This window comes from Nitratireductor sp. ATLC21, from assembly GCF_057196525.1.
In genome coordinates this window covers 1,356,769-1,379,374 of the sequence record NZ_JBXUOU010000002.1, presented here as the reverse complement: position 1 = coordinate 1,379,374, position 22,606 = coordinate 1,356,769, and the positions used below count along the sequence as shown (strand labels likewise).

Genomic DNA, 22,606 nt, shown 5'->3' with positions numbered 1-22,606 from the left:
GACCATGCTTGACCCAAACCGCGCACTGGCGCAAAACTTTACCCCACTGCAGCGCAACAATCCGGGAGACAGACCTATGGCGCGCTTTTTGGCTCTCGCAGCCGGCCTCGCCGCTTCATTCCTTTCGATGCAGGCGATGGCAGCCGATCCGGTCGGCTCGTATGGCGCGGTGGACGATGTCTGCGCGGATGCGCGCGTTCATTCGACCATTCAGAAGCGGTTCCGCTATCAGGTTACCCATGTGCCGAACCTGCCCGACGTCGACATCGTCGATTTCTACGGATCCTACCAGACGCGCTACAGCCCGTCCTCCTATGACAGCCCGATCGAGCGGCGCTATTGCCGCGCCACCGCGCGCCTCTCCGATGGGCGCGACCGGACGATCTGGTATCTGATCGAGTATGGCCAGGGCTTTGCCGGACTCGGCAACAATGTTGAATTCTGCGTTTCCGGCTTCGACCGCTGGAACGTCTATGACGGCCACTGCCGCGTGCTGCGATAGACGACGCGATTGCGGGGCGGACCATGCGTATCGCAAAGCGGCTTTCCGCCGCCCTTCTGGCATGTCTTGTGACATCCCCTGCCCCGGCGATTGCCGGCGAGCGCGGCGCGCCGGCGGGTGAGTTCGATTTCTATGTGCTGTCGCTAAGCTGGTCGCCCAGCTACTGCGCCGCCGAAGGTGCGGAGGCCAACCGGCAGCAATGCGGACGCGAGCGGCCCTATGCCTTCGTGGTTCACGGTCTGTGGCCGCAATATGAGAAAAGTTACCCGGAATATTGCCAGTCGAAGCGCCCGCAGCGTGTGCCCAATGCGCTGGTGGATCAATATCGGGACATTATGCCCTCGGCAGGCCTGATGGGCCATCAATGGCGCAAGCACGGCATGTGTACGGGGTTTGCGCAGGAGGACTATTTCGCCCTCTCCCGCAAGGCGCGGGAACGTGTTGAAACGCCTCCCGAGTTCCGCCAGCTTGCAAAGCCGGAGATGGTTTCGCCGAAACGGGTCGAAGAGACCTTTCTTGCAGCCAACCCCGGCCTGAAGAAAGATGCCATCGCCGTCACATGCGATGATCGCTATCTGCGCGAAGTGCGCATTTGCATGACCAAAGATCTGGAGTTCCGATCCTGCGAGGCCGTCGATCGAAAGGATTGCAGGCGCGAGCGGGTTCTGATGCCGCCGGCGCGGGGCGGATAAAGAAAAAGCCGGGCACAGGGCCCGGCTTCTCCATTTCAGTCTGTCGCTTCGATCAGAACTGCATACCAAGGCCGAACATGACCTTGTTGGAGCTGTCGCTGACTTCCTGCGCACCGCTGCCGGTGTTGAAGGCTTCGTCACCGAACTTGGTGTAACGGTATTCGACGCGACCAAAGACCTTGTCGGTCAGCTTGGCATCGACGCCAGCACCGGCAGTCCAGCCCAGCATGGTGTTGGTGTCGGAACCGGCCGCATCGGTGATCTTCAGACGCTGCGCAGCGCCACCGGCCGTGCCGTAGATCAGGATGTTGTCGGTCGCGGCGACACCGAGACGGGCGCGCAGCGTACCGTCGACGCCATGCTTGGACTCGACACCTGCATTGGTGCCCTTCATGCCGTTGTAGCCCACATCGCCTTCGACACCGTAGACGAAGCTGCCGGACTGGAAGTTCCAACCGGCAAAACCGCCGCCCACAAAGCCATCGGTATCAATGTCGTTGCCGGCAACCGGCTGGTTTGCAGAGGTCTCACCGGAGAAACCATAGCCAAGCGCGATACCGGCGTAGCCACCTTCCCAATCGTTGATCGGGGTGGAGATCACCGGAGCCGCGGGTGGTGCAGGCGGCTGCTCCATGACTGCATCGGCAGCCTGTGCGGCACCGGCCGCTGCAACAAAACCAACGGCTGCGGCCGCGGAAAGAATAACGTTCTTATGGGCTTTCATGGTCCATACTCCTTAAGCCACTAGCATTTTCGTAGCTGTGGGCGCCCCTCTTGGCATCATGCCCTTCAAACGCTCCACGCTGGCGAAACCGGTCTCCTGGGAGGAAGCGGGCCGATCTCGCATGAGCCCTATCTGGGCGCGAAATGAGGCTGAACGTGCCCGAAAAATGGGTCTTTCAGCGGCACCAATGAGGCGGAAAATTGACGTTGCAAATAGGCAACATCCCTGTTCCGGCACCTTGGGGTCACGAGTGCGAGCTCCTATATTCCCACAGCTGTTCCGATTCTCACGAGGTTCTTCATGCTCTTCAGCCTGCTCATGCTTGCAGCCGGCGTCGCTCTTCTGATGCTGGCCGGCGACATATTCGTCAAAGGCGCTGTGGGACTGGCTGAGAATCTTGGCATCTCGCCCCTCATCATCGGTCTGACCGTGGTTGCCTTCGGCACGTCTGCACCAGAACTTTTTACCTCCATACAGGCAGCCCTTTCAGGCGCGCCCGGCCTGGCGGTGGGCAATGTGGTGGGTTCCAACATCGCCAACATCCTTCTGGTGCTGGGCCTTCCGGCGATCATTTATCCCATCGTGTCAGAGGGGAAAGGACTCAAACGCAATCTTGTGGCAATGCTGCTGACCACCGTCATCTTCATGTGGATGCTTACGGGCGGGGTGATCTCTCGCCTTGAAGGCGCACTGCTTTTCGCAGGCCTCTGCGCCTTCATCGCCTGGCAAGCGCGCGATGCTGTGAACGGCAAGGCAGCGGCAGAGCAAGACTTTCACGACGAGATCGGTGAAGCTCCGCATGATCGCAAACGGGTGACCGCCTATCTGATGGCCGGTGTAATCGGTTTGCCCATAGCGGCGCAGTTGACTGTAGCCGGCGCTGTGAGGATCGCGGAAAGTTTTGGTGTGAGTGACGCCGTGATCGGCCTCACCATCGTTGCCATCGGCACTTCGCTTCCAGAGCTAGCCACAAGCCTGGCGGCGGCACTGAAGCGTCATTCCACCGTTGCGCTCGGAAATATCGTGGGGTCGAACATCTTCAACATCGCCTGCATCATGGGCCTGACAGCGCTCATTACGCCGATCGCTGTAGATCCGCGCATTGTGTCGATCGATATGTGGGTAATGCTCGCTGCCGCCTGTGTGCTTGCGCTGCTTGGCTTTCTGCGCATCGCGTCTGGCAAACTCATGGGCAGCGCAATGCTCGCGGGGTTTGCCGGTTATATCGTCACGGTCTTTTGATCCTGCGCGAAAAGCCTATGTCGGACACAACGCGCAACTGTCAGCAGTGAAAGGTCAGACACTTTGCGGGCTTGGACGTGATCGGCATTGGGCTTAAACAACTTCGTTGAATGCTTTGACGCGGCCGCCAGGTTTCGCAGTTGAGTTAAACCAAACGAGAAAGATATGGCTCAATCGAGGGCAACGGCACTGATTACTGGAGGTTCAAAGCGCATTGGCGCAGCCATTGCGCGCGACCTCGCGGGGCACGGCTTTGCCGTTGCCATTCACTGCGGTCGGTCCCGCGAAGCTGCAGAGAGTCTGGCAGATGAGATCGTCAGGGCGGGCGGTGAAGCCCATGTGGTGCAGGCTGATCTGCAGGATGGCGCGGCCACCCGCGACCTGATCGGCCAGACACGCCGGGTGCTTGGCGTACCATCCATTCTCGTCAACAACGCCTCGGTGTTTGAAGATGACGGGATTACCGACTTTACAGATGAAAGCTGGGATGCGCACTTCGACCTGCATGTGAAAGCCCCGGCTCTGCTCGCGCAAGCCCTTGCAGGAGCACTCAAGGGCGATCAGGAAGCGTTGATCGTCAACATGATCGATCAACGGGTGTGGCGTCTCAATCCTCGCTTCTTCAGCTACACCCTCTCGAAGTCAGCGCTCTGGACTGCCACACGAACCATGGCACAAGCGCTCGGTCCGAACATACGCGTCAACGCCATCGGGCCCGGCCCCACCCTGCCCAACCAGCGCCAGCAGCAGGCGGATTTCGACCGTCAGACGGATGCACTGATTCTCGAGCGCGGCCCAGATCTTGCAGATTTTGGACGCACCATCCGCTATCTTTGGGAGACACGCTCCATAACCGGTCAGATGATCGCGCTTGACGGGGGGCAACATCTTGCGTGGGAGACGCCCGACATTGCGGGAGTTCCCGAGTGAGCACCATCGTCAAATTGAAGGAGCCAGCGAACCTCGCCCTCGAGTGGGACAGCGGCGAAACAACAGACGGTGTTGTCGGGATTGAAGTCATTCAGTCAGCCGTAAAACGGCTGCCCAACGCCCCGGGCGTCTACCGCATGATGAATGCTGCAGGCGACGTGCTTTATGTCGGCAAGGCGCGCAACCTCAAGAAGCGCGTCACCAACTACGCACAAGGCCGCGGCCACACGAACCGTATCGGGCGCATGGTTCGCGAGACCGCCTCCATGGAATTCGTGGTCACGCGGACAGAAACCGAAGCGCTGCTGCTTGAAGCCAATCTTATCAAGCGGTTGCGCCCCCGCTTCAATGTGCTTCTGCGCGATGACAAGTCGTTTCCCTATATTCTCCTGACCGGCGACCATCCGGCCCCCGGGATTTTCAAGCATCGCGGGGCGCGATCAAAGAAGGGCGATTACTTCGGTCCGTTCGCCTCGGCGGGGGCCGTTGGCCGCACAATCAATTCTCTGCAGCGCGCCTTCCTTTTGCGCACCTGCACCGATTCTGTCTTTGAGAGCCGTACCCGCCCCTGCCTGCTGTTTCAGATAAAACGCTGTTCGGGACCTTGCACGGGCGAGATCAGCGAAGAGGGCTATGCAGAGCTCGTTTCAGAAGCAAAGGCCTTTCTGTCAGGCCGCTCCAGCAAGGTGAAAGCGGAAATCGCCCAATCGATGCAGGAGGCGTCCGAGGCCCTCGATTTCGAACGCGCTGCGATCTACCGCGACCGGCTTTCCGCCCTCAGCCATGTGCAAAGCCATCAGGGCATCAATCCACAAGGCGTTGAGGAAGCCGATGTGTTCGCCATTCACCAGGAGGGTGGGCAAAACTGCATTCAGGTCTTCTTCTTCCGCACCGGCCAGAACTGGGGCAACCGTGCCTATTTCCCGAAGGCCGACCCGAGCCTTGAGGCGGAAGAAGTGCTCGGCGCATTTCTCGCCCAATTCTACGACGACAAGCCCTGCCCCCGCATGGTTCTCCTCTCGCACGAGATCGAGGAACAGGAGCTTCTGGCCGACGCGCTTTCGACACGTGCGGGCAGAAAGGTGCAGGTTTCCTGCCCGCAAAGGGGGGAAAAGAAAGATCTGACCGACCATGCGCTGCAGAACGCGCGGGAGGCATTGGGGCGGCGGCTGGCAGAGACATCGTCGCAGGCGAAGCTTATGGAAGGCTTTGCAGAGACATTCGGCCTTGAAAGCGCTCCACGGCGCATCGAGGTGTATGACAACTCGCATATCATGGGCACGAACGCGGTGGGCGGGATGATCGTTGCCGGCGCCGAAGGCTTTGCGAAGAACCAGTACCGGAAATTCAACATCCGTTCGACCGACATCACTCCGGGCGACGACTACGGCATGATGCGGGAAGTCATGCAGCGGCGGTTTTCTAGGCTGATAAAGGAGAATGGGCTGCCAGGATCAGCGGCGCCATCCGATGCAGAAATCGACCAAGAGGAGGCAGGCGAAATGCCCGCCTGGCCTGATGTTCTTCTTATTGACGGCGGCCAGGGCCAATTGGCGGCGGTCACGCAAGTGCTGGAAGAGCTCGGAATTGCGGGGCTCGTCACCGCCATCGGCGTGGCCAAGGGCGTCGATCGCGATGCCGGGCGGGAGCGCTTCTTCATAGCGGGCAGAAACCCGTTCAGTCTTCCGGTTCGCGATCCGGTTCTCTACTTTATCCAGCGCCTGCGCGACGAAGCGCACCGGTTTGCAATCGGCTCACACCGCGCCCGGCGAAAGAAGGAGATGGTGAAAAATCCGCTGGACGAGATCAGCGGCATCGGCCCTGGCCGCAAGCGCGCGCTCCTGCATCATTTCGGAACCGCGAAAGCCGTCAGCCGCGCCGCCGTTGAAGACCTCATGGCAGTGGATGGCATTTCTGAGGCCATCGCCCGACAGATTTACAATCATTTTCACGAAAACGGGTGAAGCGGCGTTGTTTCGTCGCGCCCCATCAGGTTGGCGCTTGCCGTATGCGCCTGGTTCTGATTTGACAGGAGATGATTGGCCCCTGCACGTGCAGACAGATGGGCCGGCTTCAACAGACTGGGGTGCCCAAAGCCCCCGCGGCAGACCGGAGCAGGATTGCGCTTCATGGCCAGACGTAGCACACCGGCATTCAACATCCCGAACCTCCTGACCTACGGCAGAATTCTCGCGGTGCCAGCGATTGTCCTGTGCTTCTTCCTGGAAGGCAGGCTCCAGTCGAGCGATTTCGCCCGCTGGTCGGCCCTCGCGCTTTTCATTGCAGCAAGCATCACTGACTACCTGGACGGCTATCTCGCGCGCATTTGGAAACAAACGTCCAACATCGGAAAAATGCTCGATCCCATCGCCGACAAATTGCTCGTTTCAACGTGCCTTCTGCTTCTTGCAGCCGACACGGACCGGACCATCGCCGGGTGGACCTTGTGGGCGGCGATTATCATCCTCTGCCGAGAAATTCTGGTTTCTGGCCTTCGGGAGTATCTTGCAGCTCTGAAAGTCAGCGTTCCTGTCACGCAACTGGCCAAATGGAAAACCACGATTCAGATGGTTGCCATCGGATTTTTGCTCGCCGGTCCCGCCGGTGACAAGGTCTTGCCCTACACCACACAGCTCGGCATCGCGCTCCTTTGGATTTCTGCCATCGTCACGCTTTATACGGGCTATGACTATTTCCGCGCCGGGCTGAAGCACATCGTGGAGGAATGACGATGAAGCTGATTTATTTCGCATGGGTGCGCGAGCGCATCGGCTTGTCTGACGAGACTGTGGACCTGCCTGCTGAGGTGAAGACGGTGGCAGACCTGCTCAACTGGCTGAAAGGGCGGGGAGAAAACTACAGCGCCGCACTGGAAAGGCCTGGTGTTATCCGTGTCGCCATTAACCAGGAGCACGCGGACCATTCCACACGCCTGCCCGACCATGCCGAGATTGCGCTGTTCCCACCGATGACGGGAGGGTGAGAATGTCGCCGACGTGCGATCCCCTGGTACGCGTACAGGCGGATGATTTCGACCCCGCCACAGAAACCCGGCGGCTGACGGCTGGGAGACGCGACGTCGGCGCTGTGGTAAGCTTCACAGGGCTTTGCAGGGACGAGAACGGCCGTCTTGAGGCACTTGAACTCGAACATTACCCTGGCATGGCAGAGGCGGAGATTGCCCGGATCGCCAATGAGGCAACGGGACGCTGGCCGCTTACCGGGCTGACGGTTATCCACCGTTTCGGAAAGATTGCGCCGGGCGAGAACATCGTCCTCGTAGTGGCCGCTTCTTCCCACAGGCGTGCCGCGTTCGACGCCGCCGACTTCCTGATGGATTTTCTCAAGTCCCGCGCACCTTTCTGGAAAAAAGAGCATGTGGCGGGCTCAACCGAGGCAGGCTGGGTCGAAGCAAAAGATTCGGATCTCGAGGATCTAAAACGCTGGGAAGGCTGAACCGGGAGCCTTTACGCCTCGCTAACGATAGCGTTGATTTCTCTCAAGACTAGACGTTTCGACAAACCATTCGGGGTTATAGCTTCCTTCAGGTAAAGCCGGGGAGCGCAATGTCGGAATCCTTCCAGACGATGCTGGTTGCGGGAACGAATCCCGCCTGGTTGGTCGCAGCAGCAAGCCTTTTGGGATGCTTGGGGCTTGGATATCAACTGGCCCGTGTCAGCCGGCGTTATCGGGACGTGCGGGAGGAGCAGAAGAACCATCGGGAACTGATCGACAATCTTTCCGAGGGGATCTATCGCTCTTCACCCGACGGGCGGCAGCTCAGCGCCAATCCAGCTCTTGTGCGCCTTAACGGCTACGAGAGTGAGGCAGCGCTCCTTGCAGGGGTCAAGGATATTGCCAAGGAATGGTATGTTGACCCCACCCGACGCGACGCATTCCGGGCCGAGCTTGAGACCAATGGCAAGGTCGAAAATTTTATCTCCGAGGTCTATCGTCACAAGACGCGGGAGCGCATCTGGATCAGCGAATCGGCGCGCCTGGTGCGTGATCGCCGCACCGGCAAGCCTGTCTATTATGAAGGCTCCGTGCGCGAAATCACCGAAACGATGAAGCGCCTGAAACTTCAGGACATGTTCGAGAAGCTCACCTCCCAACTGCCTGGGGGACTCTTCCAATTGCTGCGACACGACAATGGCGCGTTTTCCGTTCTGTATGTGTCCAAGGGTTTACGGGAATTGCTCGGCTATGACGATCGCACAGTGCCGGACAATCCGAATACAGTTCTCCACATGGTGCATAATGATGACCGCGCACACTATCTGGAAACGTTGAAGGATTCGGGACTCAAGCTTCAGCCCTGGGAATGTGAGTTTCGCATTCATGCGGTGGACGGGGTGGAAAAATGGCTGCGGGTCGCTGCCATGCCTGAAACGACGAAAGAGGGCATTGTCTGGCACGGATATCTCTCGGATATCTCCCTGCGCAAGAAGACCGAAATGGAGATCGAACGCCTGGCGTTCTACGACCCGTTGACCCGGCTTCCCAACCGGCGGCGGCTCTTCGATCAGGTCGGGCGGCAGATGGCGTTATGCAAGAAAAGCGGACATCGCGGCGCAATCCTCTTCATCGATCTCGACAATTTCAAGACCCTGAATGACACGATGGGTCACGATGTCGGGGATGTCTTTCTCAAGCAAGTCGCCGATCGCCTGCAGGCTGCCGTCGGCCCCCAGGACTCGGTGGGCAGGATCGGCGGCGACGAGTTCGTTATCGTCCTGTCCCTGAATGACACCGCGGCTGCGACGGCGACACGCAACGCCATCGTGGCAGCCAACAGGGTTCTTGCTGCTCTGCGTCAGGAATTCGTCCTGGGGCATATGATCCATCACACTTCGGCGAGTGTTGGCGTGCTCGTGTTCGACGGCAGCGAGAAGGGCCCCGAAGTGCTGATGAAGAATGCCGACATGGCGATGTATCAGGCGAAGAGCCTGGGACGAAACAATGTCGCGCTATTCGATCCGAAAGTGTTGCGGAAGGAGCGTAAGCGTTTTCGTCTGCTCAACGATATGCGCAGTGCGCTGGTGGACAACAATCTGGAGCTGCACTACCAGCCCCAGGTGAATGCTGCCGGCCATGTGGTGGGGGCAGAGGCGCTGCTGCGCTGGAACCATGCGGAGCACGGCGCGCTTTCGCCAAGCGATTTCGTGGGGCTCGCCGAACAGCACGGGCTTGCGGAACTCCTGGGACGCGGTGTGATCGACACCAGCGTGCGGACCCTTGCCCAATGGAAAGACAATCCACGGCTTGCAGGGCTGCGGATGGCCGTGAACATCAGCCTCAAATCGCTGCGCGATCCGGATTTTCTCGATTTCCTGCATGACCGGCTCATTGCGCATGGCCTCGATCCGCAGCGGCTTACCCTGGAAATGACGGAGCGTGTCCTGACCAGCGATCAGATGCAGATTACCCGGCGCATGCATGAGCTGAAGGCACTGGGTGTGCGGCTTTCGCTCGACGATTTCGGAACGGGATACTCCTCTATCGCCTATCTGAAGAAATTGCCCTTTGACGAATTGAAGATCGATGGGAGCTTCATCGCAGATATTGAAAGCAGCGAAAGCAACCGGGCACTTGTTCAAACCATGCTCGACATGGCGTCCACGCTCGGTCTTTCGGCTGTGGCGGAACATGTGCAGACCCAGCAGCAAGAACTGCTCCTGAAATCTTCAGGCTGCTCATATTTCCAGGGCTGGCTCTATGGTCGCGCCATGACGGTGACCGATTTTGCCAGTTACGTGCTGGACCGCAATCCCGCTTCCGTCCTCAAATTCCCAAACTCGCGCCAAGGCGCATGAAAAAACCGGGGCCAGGGCCCCGGTTTCAAACAATAACGGTCCTTGAAGGAGCGTTGATCAGCCGACGATCTCGGTGTCGGAGAACCAATAGCGGATCTCTTCGGCGGCGGTCTCAGGCGCATCGGAACCGTGAACGGAGTTTTCACCGATCGAGGTGGCAAATTCCTTGCGGATCGTGCCCTCCGCAGCTTCAGCCGGGTTGGTGGCGCCCATAACCTCACGATTCTTGAGAATGGCGTTCTCACCTTCGAGCACCTGAACGACGGTCGGGCCCGACGACATGAACTCGCACAGCTCGTCGAAGAACGGCCGCTCCTTATGCACAGCGTAGAAGCCCTCAGCCTGGCGGCGGCTCATCCATACGCGCTTCGATGCCACAACACGCAGGCCGGCATCCTCGAGCTTCTTGGTGATGGCGCCAGTCAGGTTGCGCTTGGTGGCATCCGGCTTGATCATGGAAAATGTGCGTTCGATCGCCATGGTCGGTCCTTTAATTGTCTGGATTTTGAGCGACAGCTCATTTTTGGAGATGGCGCGCTCTATAGCGGTCTCGAAGGCACATGGGAAGGCCCTTCCCTTCAGCAAGCCGCCGGGACCCGCCTACCAATTCCGTCGTGCAGGTCCAGGCAGCGTTCAAACCAAGCCGCAACCGGATCATCCGCCGCGAGAAGCGGGAACGGAGAGATAACGCGCGCCCACTGGAAAAAGCCTGCGACGATATAATCGGCAAAAAGAGGCGTCTGCCCACCGATGAATGGCTGCCCTGAAAGCATCAGGCGCAACGGCAGGAGGCTTGCCCGAAACCCTTCGAGACGATCCTCCCTCCCCTTTACCGTTTCCTCCAAGGTGCGCCCGAACCGTTTTTCCCGACTGTCGCGGAAATAGGCCTGGTCGGCGGGATCAAGTGCAGCATGGATTTCGAGAAGCAATGAAGGGCCGATATAGCCGGTGAGGGTGGCCTGCGCCCATTTCTCGACAAAACGCGAGAGAGCCTTGCCCCCCTCCCCCCCGAAAAGCGAAGGTCGGTCGGGATAGGCTTCTTCGAGGTAAAGTGCGATCTCGAAAGAATCGACGCACAGGCGCTCACCGTCCCGGATAACCGGAACGGTCTTGAACGCACCGGTCTCAATCTTCCCGATTTCCGTAAAACGTACGGGCATCGACTTGAACTCAAGCCCCTTGTGGGCGAGCGCAAAGGCAATTTTCCAGCAATGCGGACTGAAGGGACGCGCTTCGTCTGCGCCCACGAGATCGTACAATGCAATCGTCACGCCTGGTCCTTTCGATTACGGATGAGACCTGAGAGATTTCTCACGATTGCATATTCACTGCTTAAGGCAATGCTCCAAACGCAGGATTATCTGCTCCAGACCGCGGAGAAAAACAATGAAACAACATTTTGAGATGTTCGCCTCCTATAACCTTTGGGCCAATGCAAAAATCTATGAAGCTGCACAGGTCCTCGATGCGGAAGCTCTCAATCGAGACGTGGGCATCTTCTTCAAATCTCTGATGGGCACACTGAACCATATCCTGGTGGCAGATCTCATCTGGATGAAACGCTTTACAGGTGAAGGCGCGGCCCCCGCCCGGCTGGACACGATCCTGCACTCTGCCCTTCCTGCCCTGCGTATCGCGCGCGAAAACGAGGATAGGCGCATTCTGGACTGGATAGAAAGTCTTGAAGAAGAGGCTTTTTCCGGCCGCTTCACCTATGTCACAGTCACTGACGTTCGAACAATTTCGCAACGCCTTGCGCCTGCATTGAGCCATTTCTTCAATCATCAAACACACCATCGCGGACATGCCCATGCGGCATTGTCGATCCTTGGAATAGACGCACCATCGATTGATCTGATATACTTCCAGAGAACAAAACAAGGTTCTCGCTTTGGTTGAAATATTATATACATATTTCAACCAGTAAATATCTGCGTGAATAGTATTTTATTACAATTTTTTCATTTTTGTTTTCTTGAATAAACTCTATCGTAAATACGGGTATTTAATATTCCATAGCTGCCCTACCTTTCTCCTTGTCGGAAATTACTTCGATCCAACTAAGGAGGACGATGATGAGCAGGAAGTATCAAAAAGTATACGCCAATCTGGCGTGTGGAGTTGTTATGCTCAGCATGTCACTGCCCGCAGCGGCAATCGACCTTGGCGGCGTCAGCATCGGCGGAAATGACCGTGGCGGTGTCAGCGCCAGCGTAGGTGGCGTGTCCGCGTCGGTCGGTACGAGCAATGGCGTGTCGGCAGATGTGAATGCGGACCTGGGCTCGACATCCGCCAATGTGGGGGCTTCTGTCGGAGGCGGCAGCGTTGCTGGCGTCAATGCAGACGCGAATGTTGGGGGAGCTCTCGGCGCCCAGAGCAGCACAACGGTCGGTTGAGGTGGTGGAAGCCTTTTCGGCTCCGAAACCACAGCATCGATTGGCGGCAGCAACGGTTTAAACGCAGGCGTCAACGCGAATGTCGGTAAAGATGGCGTCGGTGCCGGTCTCAGGCTGAGATTGGGCGGCGACCGCCCAGGAACCGGTGGTCCCGGCACAGGGGGGCCTGGCACAGGTGGGCCCGGTGCTGGTGGACCCGGTGTTGGGGGACCTGGCAACGGGGGTGGCGGCAACCTAGGACGCCGAGCGCTCAGCGGCTTGAGCGACCAGCAAATCGCGATTTACCGCAAACGTTGCGTCAACATCCTGCGCAATCCAAACGCATGGGAATACGATCTCGTGCAACTGTGCAAACTTCTGCGCCAAGCGGCCGCACGTTAACAGGCGCTTTATGAACACGGTGTGGCCCATCTTAGCTGGGCCACACCTGTCTGCTTTTGGCAACACCCGCCATTTTCTGATCGCCTGCAGCTTCCGGGGCGACAGTCGCGGCTTGCAAGGCTGACGACGACCCGTCAAAACGCCGTCATGTTGACGATTTCAAACTTATCGCTGCGCATTGCAGGTCGACTTCTCATCGACCAGGCTTCGCTTACTCTTCCTGCCGGAACGAAGGCAGGCCTGGTCGGCAGGAACGGAACCGGCAAAACAACGCTGTTTCGTGCGATTACTGGAGATTTAGTCTCTGAAAGCGGCACTGTAAGCGTGCCAAAGGGGACGCGGATCGGTCAGGTTGCCCAGGAGGCGCCGGGCACGGACGAGCCGCTGATCGATATCGTCCTGAGGGCCGATACGGAACGGGAAGCGCTTTTGACCGAGGCCAAGACGGCCACCGATGCGCATCGAATTGCGGAAATACAGACACGCCTTACCGATATCGACGCCCATTCTGCGGAAGCGCGCGCGGCGTCCATTCTCTCGGGCCTCGGATTTGATGCGGACGCGCAGAAGCGTCCGGCCTCCTCGTTTTCGGGCGGCTGGCGCATGCGCGTGGCGCTTGCGGCGGTGCTCTTCACCCAGCCTGACCTTCTCTTGCTCGACGAACCGACGAACTATCTGGATCTCGAGGGCACACTCTGGCTTGAAAACTACCTGTCTCGCTATCCGCACACGGTTCTTCTCATCAGCCATGATCGCGACCTTCTGAACCGGGCCGTCTCGTCCATCGTGCATCTGGAACGCAAGAAACTCACCTTCTGGCGCGGGGGATATGACCAGTTTGCGCGTCAATATGCCGAGAAGGCGGAACTGCAGGAAAAGATGCGCGTCAAGCAGGAAGCACAGCGCAAGCACATGCAGTCCTTTGTCGATCGCTTTCGCTACAAGGCGTCAAAGGCGCGCCAGGCGCAGTCGCGCCTGAAAGCGCTGGAACGCATGTCGCCCATGGCCGCGGTGGTGAACGAGACAGTGCTTCCGTTCCGCTTTCCCAATCCGGAGAAAGCAGTCGCCTCCCCGATCATCGCGCTCGACGGCGGCGCGGTCGGCTATACGCCCGGCAAGCCCGTTCTGCGCGGTCTGACGCTGCGTATTGACAATGACGATCGCATTGCCCTTCTTGGCGCAAACGGCAACGGCAAATCGACATTCGCGAAACTGATCGCCGACCGGCTGACGCTCGAAAAGGGCACCAAGACGGTTGCGCCCGGACTGAAAGTCTCGATCTTCGCACAGCATCAGCTTGACGACCTGCGCCCGGACGAAGACGCCTATCAGCATTTGCGCCGGCTGATGCCCGATGCCCCGGAAGCGAAGGTGCGGGCGCGGGTGGCGCAGTTCGGCCTGACCACCGAAAAGATGTCGACACCCGCCCGCGACCTGTCAGGCGGGGAGAAGGCACGGCTTCTGATGGGGCTTGCCACATTCGAGGCTCCGCATCTGCTTATTCTCGACGAGCCGACCAACCACCTCGACATCGACAGCCGCGAGGCGCTTGTCGAGGCGCTCAATATGTTCGACGGAGCGGTGATCCTCATCAGCCACGACCGCCACCTGATCGAGGCAACTGCGGACCGGCTGTGGATCGTCGGTGACGGGACCGTCTCGTCCTATGAAGGTGATATGGACGATTACCGCGCCCGCATGACGGGCGGCGCCAGCCGCAACCGAGAGAAGCGGGAGACGGACAAGGCCTCCAAGGCGGACAAGCGCAAGGAGGCAGCCCGCAAGCGCGCGGCCCTCGAACCGCTTGCCAAGGAAATCAAGGCTACCGAGGGACTGATCGAGAGAACCCGTAAGCGGATCGACGCCATCGAGGCGCGGCTTGCCGATGCGAGCCTTTACGACAAGGAGCCGAAAAAGGTTTCGGAGCTGGCCAAGGAGCGCTCCGATCTTGCCACAATGCTGGCAAAGCACGAAGACCGCTGGCTCGCTCTCTCCAGCGATTATGAAGAAGGGATGGCTTCGTGAAAGCGTCGTTCACCATTGGCTTCGATGCCGACGACACGCTCTGGCACAATGAGCGCTTCTACCGCTTGACGGAGGCACGCTTTGCGGAATTCCTTGCCGATTTTGCGGAGGCCGGGCATCTGACGGAGCGCCTTCTCGAGGCAGAAAAGCGCAATCTTGGGAAATATGGGTTCGGCATCAAGGGATTTACCCTCTCGATGATCGAGACCGCCATCGAGGTGACGAACGGACAGGTGCCAGCGACAACAATCCGTGACATTCTCGACGCAGGCAGGGAAATGCTTGACCATCCAGTGGAGACTCTTCCCCACGCGCGAGAGGCCCTGGAGGCGCTTGCCGGGCGTTATCGGCTGGTGCTGATAACCAAGGGCGACCTGTTCGATCAGGAACGCAAGCTGGCAGCATCAGGCCTTGGCGATTATTTCGACGCCGTCGAGATCGTGAGCGACAAGTCTCGTGGAACCTATCAGCGAATTTTCGCAGCGCATGGCGAGGGGCCGGATCATGCGATGATGATCGGCAATTCACTCAAATCCGACGTGATCCCGGCAATCGAGGCTGGATCATGGGGCGTGTTCGTGCCGCATGACCTGACCTGGGCGCACGAACACGCGGATGAACCGGACAACGAACCCCGCTTCCGAAAGGTCGCGCATCTGGGTGAGATCGAAACTGTTCTGGCGGAAATCAGCTAACGGATTCGGTGAATTTCTGGTGCCAGGCACCCTCGCCTTTCGACAAGCTCAGAGTGCGGGCGGCAAGCTCAGGGTGAGCGCTATTGCAGCAAGGTGCTCCACGCGCCGAAAGCGAGCGTCCGTCTAGGCCTTCTTCTGCCAGCGTCTGTCCGGCCCCTGCTGCCAGTAGGTGACGGCATGGCCTGCAGATTTAAGCGCTTTCCAGTATCCGCGCGCTGCGTCGAGCTGGGAAGCGTCATGACCGTCGAACATCACGACAGCGCGCTCATATCCGTCCACGCCGGTCGGATCGGCTCCGTCCACGAAAAAGCGGATCTGGGCGCCATTCGGATTGACGTCTGCATCGGTCAAGAGGACTGGTTGTTGCTCGGGATGCGCGTCCCGATCCGTACCGTGGGCGAGGAAGGCCTCCTCGCGCCACGTCCACAGCCAGTTGTCGAGCGCGTCGCAACGCTCGCGGGAGCCCGTCTGGATCACCACCCTCCACCCCCGCTCGAGGCTTTTCTCCACCAGAGGCGGCAATGCCTCCTCCAGTGTCGATTCGGTCAGATGGTAGAAGAGAACATCCATCGGCCTATTCGTAATGATCCGCTACAAGGCGGTCGAGCAGGCGCACACCGAAACCCGACCCCCAGGATCGATTGATTTCGTCTAGCGGCGCGCCCATGGCGGTGCCGGCGACATCAAGATGCGCCCAGGCCCCATTCTTGACGAAACGCTTCAGGAACTGTGCTGCCGTGATGGAACCGGCCAGACGGCCGGCAGAGTTCTTCATGTCCGCGTTCTTGGAATCGATCTGCTTGTCATATTCTTCGCCAAGCGGCAGGCGCCAGACTTTCTCGCCCGTTGCCTCGCCGGCTGAGAAAAGCCGCTCGGCCAGCGTGTCGTCGTTGGAAAACAGGCCCGCCCGGTGGTGACCGAGCGCCACCATGACCGCGCCGGTAAGCGTGGCGAGATCGACCATGAACTGCGGCTTGTAGCGTTCGTTGCAATACCAAAGCACATCGGCGAGCACGAGACGCCCTTCCGCATCCGTGTTGATGACTTCAATGGTCTGGCCGGACATGGATGTGACGATGTCACCCGGGCGCTGGGCATTGCCATCAGGCATGTTTTCGACAAGGCCAATCAGGCCGACGGCATTGACCTTTGCCTTGCGGGCGGCGAGCGCATGCATGACGCCCACCACGGCAGCCGCGCCGCCCATGTCGCCCTTCATGTCTTCCATACCGCCAGCCGGCTTGATGGAGATGCCACCTGTATCGAAGACAACGCCCTTGCCAACGAAAGCGACAGGTTTCTCCTTCGCCTTGCCGCCGTTCCACTGGATGATGGCGAGACGTGGAGGCCGGACAGAGCCCTGTGCAACGCCGAGCAACGCGCCCATGCCGAGCTTCTTCATCTCCTTCTCGGTCAGAATTTCGACCTTGGCGCCGAGCTTTTCCAGCTCTTTCGCCTTTGAAGCAAACTCGACCGGGCCAAGGACATTGGCGGGTTCATTGACAAGGTCGCGCGCCAGCAGAACACCGTTGGCCACAGCTTCGGCACGGACAAATGCCTTTTTTGCTGCTGTTGGGTCCGCACACTGAATGACAATTTTCAGTTTCTTGGCGGATTTGTCGTTTCCATTCTCTCGGCTTGTGGTTTTGTATTTGTCAAAGCTGTAGGCGCGCAACAGCATGCCAAGCGCCAGATTGGCTGTCGCCGCAGCATCGATTTGGGCACCGTCGACATCCGCCACGAGGGTGATCTCGGAAGCGGACTTGCCAGCGGCCAGCGCCGCACCGCCGATTTTCAAAAGTGCCTCCTCGGCAAGCTCATCGGGCTTGCCGACGCCGACGGCCGTCAACCGATCGAGCTGCGAGCCGGACGGCGCCAGAACCTCGACACTTTTTGCCAGCTTACCCGAGAAGCCTGACACCTCGAAGGCCCGCGCAAGCACACCTTCAGGATCACAAGCCTTCGCTTGCTCCCCCAAACTGCCGCCTTCGCTTGCCAGAACGACAACGGTGCCCTTGCCGGGCATTGCAAATTTGGCGAAGGAGACACTCGGTCTGTCGGTCATGATATTTCCCAGATTTCCGTGATTGGTCGATAAAGGGCGCCGGCGATCTTGGAGGTTTTATGCAAATTGGCAAGGCCCGCACACAGGGGGATCCCGAATTTTCACCGGTGGGTGCGCCCTGCACGGCTCGATTATTGCCCCATAAGCAAGCTGTTAACCGCGTTTGTTTCGCATTTTCTAACCAATCCCACCCACAGTCACCCGTGGGACAAGAAATGGTGGGCCGCCCTTCAAAGCCGGCAGTTGCGCATTGTGCGCGCGTGTCAGGACCGTTAGGTTCGCGCGCGCCTTTAAAGGGCTGTTCCAACGAAACGGATTGTCGATATCCATGCGGGTGATCGAACTTTACATCATGCGTCGCACCTTCGCGCTGTTCGCGGCGGCGTTGCTGTGGGTGCTCGCGCTGGTGTGGACGACGCAGGTCCTCAACCGGATCGATCTCGTGACCGATAGCGGCCAGTCCGCCGGCACGTTCTTTTTCGTTGCGGCCCTCGTTCTGCCGTCCGTCATCCCCATTGTGATCCCCTTTGCGCTCGGCATCGCTGTGGCTCAGACGCTCGCCACGATGAACTCGGATTCCGAGCTTGTGGTCATCAACGCATCGGGCGCGCCGCGCGCCACCATCATCCGCCCGATCCTCATCATCGCCATCGGCGCCAGCCTTGCCTCCTTCCTGATCAACAACACGCTTGAGCCGGCCTCGCGCCAGGCTTTCCGGTCGGTGCTCGCCAACGCCCGCGCGGATCTGATTACCACAGTGCTGCAGGAAGGCTCGTTCCAGAAGGTCGATGACGGGCTTTTCGTGCAGGTTTCGGAGCGCCTGCCCAACGGCCTTCTGGGCGGTATTTTCGTGGCCGATTCGCGCGATGAGAACACCAAGCTCGTCTACCACGCGCGAACCGGCGCGGCAGTGGAGCGCGAGGGAGGCTCAATCCTGGTAATGCAGGATGGGATGGTACAGCGCCAATCGGTGAATGGCGACGTCTCGACGATCCGCTTCGATTCCTATGCGTTCGACCTTTCGCAGTTCACGAGCGGAGGTGGGGGAGAACCGACACTGCATCCAAAGGATCGGTCACTCGGCTTTCTTTTGAATCCGGATGTGAATGACACGTTCTACAAGAAGTCGCCCCAGATCATCCGCGCGGAACTGCATATGCGGCTTTCGGAATGGTTGTATCCGCTCGTTTTCGCCATGGTCGCGCTTGCCGTCGCCGGCGATGCGCGGTCGTTCCGCGAGGCCCGGCTCCATCCGATTGTGACCACAATGGCGATTTCGCTGATCGTGCGGTGGGTCGGGTTTTATTCGGGCACGGAAGCCGAAAGCTCTCCATTCTTCTCCTTCGTGCTTTATGCCGCTCCTCTTTTGATGATTGGACTATGTGCAGTCTTCATCCTCACCAATCGCGTGATGGAATTGCCAACGCACTGGGTTGAAAAGCTGAACGCGCGCATGCAACGACTGACCGAGAGCATGACACATTGGCGCGTCAAGCTCGCAAACAGGCGGACACCGGCCGGGAGGCGCGGATGATCGGCCTGACGCTGGGCGGCTACTTCTTTCGCCGATACGCCTCGATTGCGGCATGGAACTTCTTCGGCATCGGCCTGCTGATCTTCATCGTGACGTTCGCTGAAGTGTCGAGCCGCTCGGCCGGTTTGCCCGGCTATACGGCTCAATGGGCATTTTCTCTTGCCGCGCTGCAGACGCCGATCATCCTGTTGCAGGCTATACCCTTTATCGGGCTCATCGCCGCGATGGCGACGCTGATCAGCCTGAACCGCAAGTATGAACTCGTTGTGGCCCGCGCCGCCGGTGTGTCCGCCTGGCAGTTCCTGACGCCGATCGCGTTCGGCTCGTTTTTGTTCGGTGTTCTGGCGGTGGCGGCGCTTAATCCGCTTGCCGCCAACGGATTCGCCCAGGCACAGAGCGTTGAAGCCGAAGTGCGCGGCGCCAAGAGCAGCACCAATTCCGAGGCTGAGCAGTGGATCAAACAGCGCTCGGGCGATGAGGAAACCATCATCGGATCAAGCTCTGTTTTGAACGGCGGCCAGGTGCTGGTGCGCCCGACATTTTTCCGAATCGACGCCGAAGGCCGCATCTTCGAACGACTTGACGCCGCGCGAGCGTTCCTCCGCGACGGCTACTGGGATCTCCAGGACGTGGCACGTCGACGCGGTACCGCTGCGGCAGAAAAGATCAAGAACATCCAGATCGAAACCAACCTGCAGCCGGAGTTCGTCGGCGAGCAGCTTGCCCGCCCCGAAGCAACATCGATCTATGCACTGCCTGGAAAGATTGAAGTTGCGCGCTCTTTCGGGCTCAAAGCGAACGCGTTTGCCACGCATTTTCATTCACTTGTGGTGTTGCCCCTATTGCTGGTCGCCATGACCCTGATTGCCGCTACGGTATCGATGAGATTTACCAGAATGGGACAGTCAGCAACGGTGATTCTGGGTGGAATCCTCGCCGGGTTTCTGCTTTATGTGGTTTCGGTCCTGGTCAAGGCGTTCGGCAGCGCTGGAGTTGTTCCTCCGGTGGTGGCTGCATGGACGCCTGTGGTCGTGGCGATGTTCTATGGGGTGACTTTCCTATTGTACAAGGAGGACGGTTAGTGGGGGTTGCGGCAAAGAGAGCCGGCATGTCCACACGGTTAGCGCATTTGATGGGCGCGACCGCGTTGGCAACCTTGTGCACCTATACATTGCTTCCACAGGCCCCTGCCCTTGCGCAGACGGGCGGCCTGGACGTTTCCGATTTGCCGCAGGGCGCGCAGATGCTCCTGACTGCGGACAACCTGATTTACGACAACGATCTCAATACAATCACCGCTGCTGGCGGTGTGCAGATCGAATATGCAGGCAACAGCCTCGTCGCAGACCGCGTCGTCTATGACCGCAGGACATCGCGCGTGGTGGCTCGCGGGCGCGTGCAGATAATCGAAGAAGACGGCAACAAGATCTTTGCCGACGAGATCGATGTCACCGACGACTTCCGTGACGGTTTTGTCAATGCACTGCGGATCGAAACTGTCGACAAGACCTATTTCGCTGCTGAAAGCGCGGAGCGTTCCGGCGGACAACTGACGACATTTAACAACGGTGTTTACACCGCGTGTGAGCCATGCCGCGAGAAGCCCGGCAAGCCACCGATCTGGCAGATCAAAGCCCAGAAGATCATCTGGAACGGCGAATCAAAAACCGTTCGCTTCGAAGGTTCGCGATTTGAATTCTTCGGCATGCCGATCGCCTACCTTCCCTTCTTCGAAGTCGCCGATCCGACCGTGAAGAGAAAGTCCGGCTTTCTCATTCCCGGCGCGACCTACAAGGAGGAAATGGGGGTCGGCATCAGTGTCCCCTATTATTTCGCCTTTTCACCGACCTACGACCTGACCGTAACGGGCACCTATTATACCAAGCAGGGTTTCCTCGGTGAGGCCGAATGGCGCCAGCGTTTCGACAATGGCCAATACAGCATCAAGATCGCCGGCATCAAACAACAGGATCCGGAAGCCTGGGATGCGAATACGGTCAACAGGAGCGAAACCGGTCGTGGCATGATCGGTTCGAAGGGCCAGTTCCGCATCAATCCCCGCTGGACGTTCGGCTGGGATGTGCTGGCGCAGACCGACAAGAATTTTTCACGCACCTATGGCATCGACGGGTTTTCCGACACGGTGCAGACATCGCAGCTCTATCTGACAGGTCTCGACGACCGGAACTTCTTCGATCTCAGAGCCTATCATTTCGATGTTCAGGAAAACGTTCTCGATAGCTCGAACAAGGCGCGGAACGACAAGCAGCCCTGGGTTCTGCCCAGCTTCGATTATTCCTACACGCCTGATGAAGCGGTTGTCGGGGGCGAGCTGAATTTCGATGTGAATGTCCAGAATATTTACCGGGACTCTCTTAGCGGGAACATGACTTCCCAGAATTCGGGAATCTATGAGCGTATCGACGGCATCGAGGGATTGGCCAGCCGAATGACGGCGGAGGCCGAATGGAAGCGTTCCTTCGTAAGCGCCGGCGGCCTTGTTGTGACGCCGATCCTGCAGGCGCGGGGCGATGCGATCTACACCGACTACGATGCCAACACCGTTAATGGTGTTACCAGTTTCGAGCTCAACAGCACGGCTGTCGGCAGTGACGTTCGCTCATCCTATTATCGCTACATGGCCACGGCCGGCCTGGAAGCGCGCTGGCCCATCCTGTTCTCCACCTCGAGCGCCAGCCATGTTCTGGAGCCGATGGCGCAGATTTTCCTGCGTCCCGATGCATCCCATCAGGACAAGCTGGGCATTCCGAACGAAGACGCGCAGTCGCTTGTTTTCGATGCGACGACCTTGTTCGAGCGCGACAAGTTCTCCGGCTATGACCGGATTGAGGGCGGCACACGCGCCAATGTGGGCGTCCGCTATTCAGGCAGTTTTGCCAATGGATGGACCACCCAGGGGCTGTTTGGACAATCCTATCATCTGGCCGGTGCCAACCCATATGCCCAGACGGACCTCGTCCATGCGGGTGCCTATTCGGGCCTGGAAACGGACGTCTCCGATTTTGTGGGTATGATCGGCATTGCCAGCCCGAATGGTTTTGCGTTTTCGGCCGGAGCACGCTTCGACGAAAAGACATTCGACATTCGCCGCACCGATCTGAAGACGGCCGCGACGTTCGGCCAGCTCACGACGTCGCTGCAATATGCCTACATCGAAGCACAGCCACTCTACGGGTTTGAAGAGGACCGGCAGGAAGTTACCGGTGTTGCCAAAGTTCGCTTTGACGAAAACTGGAGCGGCTTCGCCTCGGGTACATATGATGTCGAGAGCCAGACCCTCGTGAAGAACGATTATGGGTTCTCCTACGGCGACGAATGTTTCATCTATTCGATGACCTATTCCCGCAGCAAGAACCGCGACACGCAGGAAGTCAGCCAGTCTTTCGGTTTCCGTATTTCGCTGCGGACAATCGGCGACTTCGGCACCAGCAGCGGCGAGCTGAACACCAGCTTCTAGCCTGCCTTTTTTCAGGCCCCGTTCAGGTGACGGGGCCTTTTCACTTGGCATTTGCGCCTTCTCTCATGGCAAAAGGCCATGTTTTTGCCCCACCCGATGACGATAAAACAGCTTAAGGGACTGTAG

General features: G+C 58.8%; 21 protein-coding genes. 16 read left to right on the top strand and 5 right to left on the bottom strand.

Translation table 11 applies throughout. The annotated features are described in order from the left end of the window. Positions 1 to 76 precede the first annotated feature (76 nt). On the top strand, positions 77 to 502 hold the full coding sequence (locus AC2CHD_RS14135; RefSeq protein ID WP_349366734.1) for a hypothetical protein: 426 nt from the start codon (positions 77 to 79) through the stop codon (positions 500 to 502). A gap of 23 nt (positions 503 to 525) precedes the next feature. Beyond that, positions 526 to 1,194 (top strand): ribonuclease T2 family protein, encoded by a 669-nt coding sequence (locus AC2CHD_RS14130; protein WP_484554173.1) that lies wholly within the window; start codon positions 526 to 528, stop codon positions 1,192 to 1,194. A gap of 52 nt (positions 1,195 to 1,246) precedes the next feature. Here AC2CHD_RS14130 and AC2CHD_RS14125 read toward each other — a convergent pair whose 3' ends face one another. Beyond that, positions 1,247 to 1,918 (bottom strand): outer membrane protein, encoded by a 672-nt coding sequence (locus AC2CHD_RS14125; protein WP_065818289.1) that lies wholly within the window; start codon positions 1,916 to 1,918, stop codon positions 1,247 to 1,249. Positions 1,919 to 2,218: 300 nt separating this feature from the next. Here AC2CHD_RS14125 and AC2CHD_RS14120 point away from each other — a divergent pair, with 300 nt between their 5' ends. The 7 genes from AC2CHD_RS14120 to AC2CHD_RS14090 all read left to right on the top strand — a co-directional run bounded on the left by AC2CHD_RS14120 (position 2,219) and on the right by AC2CHD_RS14090 (position 9,906). Next, on the top strand, positions 2,219 to 3,160 hold the full coding sequence (locus AC2CHD_RS14120; RefSeq protein ID WP_484554172.1) for a calcium/sodium antiporter: 942 nt from the start codon (positions 2,219 to 2,221) through the stop codon (positions 3,158 to 3,160). Positions 3,161 to 3,325: 165 nt separating this feature from the next. Then, positions 3,326 to 4,090, top strand: a complete 765-nt coding sequence (locus AC2CHD_RS14115) for an SDR family oxidoreductase (RefSeq protein WP_229447333.1) — start codon at positions 3,326 to 3,328, stop codon at positions 4,088 to 4,090. A gap of 14 nt (positions 4,091 to 4,104) precedes the next feature. Further along, positions 4,105 to 6,054 (top strand): excinuclease ABC subunit UvrC, encoded by a 1,950-nt coding sequence (gene uvrC, locus AC2CHD_RS14110; RefSeq protein WP_484554252.1) that lies wholly within the window; start codon positions 4,105 to 4,107, stop codon positions 6,052 to 6,054. Positions 6,055 to 6,219: 165 nt separating this feature from the next. Further along, positions 6,220 to 6,819, top strand: coding sequence for a CDP-diacylglycerol--glycerol-3-phosphate 3-phosphatidyltransferase (gene pgsA / locus AC2CHD_RS14105; RefSeq protein ID WP_229447334.1), 600 nt, complete (start codon positions 6,220 to 6,222; stop codon positions 6,817 to 6,819). Then, positions 6,816 to 7,073, top strand: coding sequence for a molybdopterin converting factor subunit 1 (gene moaD, locus AC2CHD_RS14100; protein ID WP_484554171.1), 258 nt, complete (start codon positions 6,816 to 6,818; stop codon positions 7,071 to 7,073). Before pgsA ends, moaD begins: the two co-directional genes overlap by 4 nt. Positions 7,074 to 7,075: 2 nt before the next feature. Continuing rightward, positions 7,076 to 7,546 (top strand): molybdenum cofactor biosynthesis protein MoaE, encoded by a 471-nt coding sequence (locus tag AC2CHD_RS14095; RefSeq protein WP_229447336.1) that lies wholly within the window; start codon positions 7,076 to 7,078, stop codon positions 7,544 to 7,546. A 110-nt stretch (positions 7,547 to 7,656) separates the two neighbouring features. Then, entirely contained in the window at positions 7,657 to 9,906 is a 2,250-nt protein-coding gene (locus AC2CHD_RS14090) for a putative bifunctional diguanylate cyclase/phosphodiesterase (protein ID WP_484554170.1), read from the top strand. A 57-nt stretch (positions 9,907 to 9,963) separates the two neighbouring features. Here the strand turns inward: AC2CHD_RS14090 and ndk are convergent, their stop codons facing one another. After that, positions 9,964 to 10,386: a nucleoside-diphosphate kinase gene (ndk, locus tag AC2CHD_RS14085; protein WP_229447338.1), complete on the bottom strand. Its 423-nt coding sequence runs from the start codon at positions 10,384 to 10,386 to the stop codon at positions 9,964 to 9,966. Between the two features lie 98 nt (positions 10,387 to 10,484). Next, complete coding sequence (locus AC2CHD_RS14080) at positions 10,485 to 11,177, bottom strand: glutathione S-transferase family protein (protein WP_484554169.1); 693 nt, start codon at positions 11,175 to 11,177, stop codon at positions 10,485 to 10,487. A gap of 115 nt (positions 11,178 to 11,292) precedes the next feature. Between AC2CHD_RS14080 and AC2CHD_RS14075 the strand changes: the two genes are divergently transcribed. The 4 genes from AC2CHD_RS14075 to AC2CHD_RS14060 all read left to right on the top strand — a co-directional run bounded on the left by AC2CHD_RS14075 (position 11,293) and on the right by AC2CHD_RS14060 (position 15,403). After that, positions 11,293 to 11,805: a DinB family protein gene (locus AC2CHD_RS14075; protein ID WP_484554168.1), complete on the top strand. Its 513-nt coding sequence runs from the start codon at positions 11,293 to 11,295 to the stop codon at positions 11,803 to 11,805. 227 nt (positions 11,806 to 12,032) lie between these two features. Continuing rightward, positions 12,033 to 12,302, top strand: coding sequence for a hypothetical protein (locus AC2CHD_RS14070; protein ID WP_484554167.1), 270 nt, complete (start codon positions 12,033 to 12,035; stop codon positions 12,300 to 12,302). 528 nt (positions 12,303 to 12,830) lie between these two features. Further along, the gene (locus AC2CHD_RS14065; RefSeq protein WP_484554166.1) at positions 12,831 to 14,708 is read left to right on the top strand and encodes an ABC-F family ATP-binding cassette domain-containing protein; all 1,878 of its coding nucleotides are present in this window, start codon (positions 12,831 to 12,833) and stop codon (positions 14,706 to 14,708) included. Continuing rightward, positions 14,705 to 15,403, top strand: a complete 699-nt coding sequence (locus AC2CHD_RS14060) for an HAD family hydrolase (RefSeq protein WP_484554165.1) — start codon at positions 14,705 to 14,707, stop codon at positions 15,401 to 15,403. The genes AC2CHD_RS14065 and AC2CHD_RS14060 overlap by 4 nt, the downstream gene beginning before the upstream one ends. 123 nt (positions 15,404 to 15,526) lie before the next feature. On the opposite strand, the gene AC2CHD_RS14055 is transcribed toward AC2CHD_RS14060, so the two are convergent. Next, a complete protein-coding gene (locus AC2CHD_RS14055; protein ID WP_484554164.1) occupies positions 15,527 to 15,973 on the bottom strand; it encodes a DNA polymerase III subunit chi in 447 nt (148 codons plus the stop codon). Between the two features lie 4 nt (positions 15,974 to 15,977). Further along, positions 15,978 to 17,468 (bottom strand): leucyl aminopeptidase, encoded by a 1,491-nt coding sequence (locus AC2CHD_RS14050; RefSeq protein WP_484554163.1) that lies wholly within the window; start codon positions 17,466 to 17,468, stop codon positions 15,978 to 15,980. A gap of 328 nt (positions 17,469 to 17,796) precedes the next feature. On the opposite strand from AC2CHD_RS14050, the gene AC2CHD_RS14045 reads away from it, so the two are divergent. The 3 genes from AC2CHD_RS14045 to AC2CHD_RS14035 are packed head-to-tail and all read left to right on the top strand — an operon-like array spanning position 17,797 to position 22,480. After that, positions 17,797 to 19,002, top strand: a complete 1,206-nt coding sequence (locus AC2CHD_RS14045; RefSeq protein ID WP_484554162.1) for an LptF/LptG family permease — start codon at positions 17,797 to 17,799, stop codon at positions 19,000 to 19,002. Next, positions 18,999 to 20,084 carry an LPS export ABC transporter permease LptG gene (lptG, locus tag AC2CHD_RS14040; protein ID WP_484554161.1) on the top strand — a complete coding sequence of 362 codons (1,086 nt, stop codon included), beginning with the start codon at positions 18,999 to 19,001 and terminating at the stop codon, positions 20,082 to 20,084. Before AC2CHD_RS14045 ends, lptG begins: the two co-directional genes overlap by 4 nt. Before the next feature lie 26 nt (positions 20,085 to 20,110). Further along, a complete protein-coding gene (locus AC2CHD_RS14035) occupies positions 20,111 to 22,480 on the top strand; it encodes an LPS-assembly protein LptD (protein WP_484554160.1) in 2,370 nt (789 codons plus the stop codon). The last annotated feature ends 126 nt before the right edge of the window (positions 22,481 to 22,606 follow it).

Excerpts from the sequence above, each read along its gene's own strand:
- ndk (WP_229447338.1), bottom strand. The coding sequence starts at position 10,386 with ATGGCGATCGAACGCACATTTTCCATGATCAAGCCGGATGCCACCAAG.
- AC2CHD_RS14125 (WP_065818289.1), bottom strand. The coding sequence starts at position 1,918 with ATGAAAGCCCATAAGAACGTTATTCTTTCCGCGGCCGCAGCCGTTGGT.
- AC2CHD_RS14135 (WP_349366734.1), top strand. The coding sequence starts at position 77 with ATGGCGCGCTTTTTGGCTCTCGCAGCCGGCCTCGCCGCTTCATTCCTT.
- AC2CHD_RS14075 (WP_484554168.1), top strand. The coding sequence starts at position 11,293 with ATGAAACAACATTTTGAGATGTTCGCCTCCTATAACCTTTGGGCCAAT.
- AC2CHD_RS14065 (WP_484554166.1), top strand. The coding sequence starts at position 12,831 with ATGTTGACGATTTCAAACTTATCGCTGCGCATTGCAGGTCGACTTCTC.
- lptG (WP_484554161.1), top strand. The coding sequence starts at position 18,999 with ATGATCGGCCTGACGCTGGGCGGCTACTTCTTTCGCCGATACGCCTCG.
- AC2CHD_RS14120 (WP_484554172.1), top strand. The coding sequence starts at position 2,219 with ATGCTCTTCAGCCTGCTCATGCTTGCAGCCGGCGTCGCTCTTCTGATG.
- AC2CHD_RS14070 (WP_484554167.1), top strand. The coding sequence starts at position 12,033 with ATGCTCAGCATGTCACTGCCCGCAGCGGCAATCGACCTTGGCGGCGTC.
- AC2CHD_RS14130 (WP_484554173.1), top strand. The coding sequence starts at position 526 with ATGCGTATCGCAAAGCGGCTTTCCGCCGCCCTTCTGGCATGTCTTGTG.
- AC2CHD_RS14090 (WP_484554170.1), top strand. The coding sequence starts at position 7,657 with ATGTCGGAATCCTTCCAGACGATGCTGGTTGCGGGAACGAATCCCGCC.
- AC2CHD_RS14115 (WP_229447333.1), top strand. The coding sequence starts at position 3,326 with ATGGCTCAATCGAGGGCAACGGCACTGATTACTGGAGGTTCAAAGCGC.
- AC2CHD_RS14055 (WP_484554164.1), bottom strand. The coding sequence starts at position 15,973 with ATGGATGTTCTCTTCTACCATCTGACCGAATCGACACTGGAGGAGGCA.
- AC2CHD_RS14045 (WP_484554162.1), top strand. The coding sequence starts at position 17,797 with ATGCGGGTGATCGAACTTTACATCATGCGTCGCACCTTCGCGCTGTTC.
- AC2CHD_RS14035 (WP_484554160.1), top strand. The coding sequence starts at position 20,111 with ATGTCCACACGGTTAGCGCATTTGATGGGCGCGACCGCGTTGGCAACC.
- moaD (WP_484554171.1), top strand. The coding sequence starts at position 6,816 with ATGACGATGAAGCTGATTTATTTCGCATGGGTGCGCGAGCGCATCGGC.
- pgsA (WP_229447334.1), top strand. The coding sequence starts at position 6,220 with ATGGCCAGACGTAGCACACCGGCATTCAACATCCCGAACCTCCTGACC.
- AC2CHD_RS14050 (WP_484554163.1), bottom strand. The coding sequence starts at position 17,468 with ATGACCGACAGACCGAGTGTCTCCTTCGCCAAATTTGCAATGCCCGGC.
- AC2CHD_RS14095 (WP_229447336.1), top strand. The coding sequence starts at position 7,076 with ATGTCGCCGACGTGCGATCCCCTGGTACGCGTACAGGCGGATGATTTC.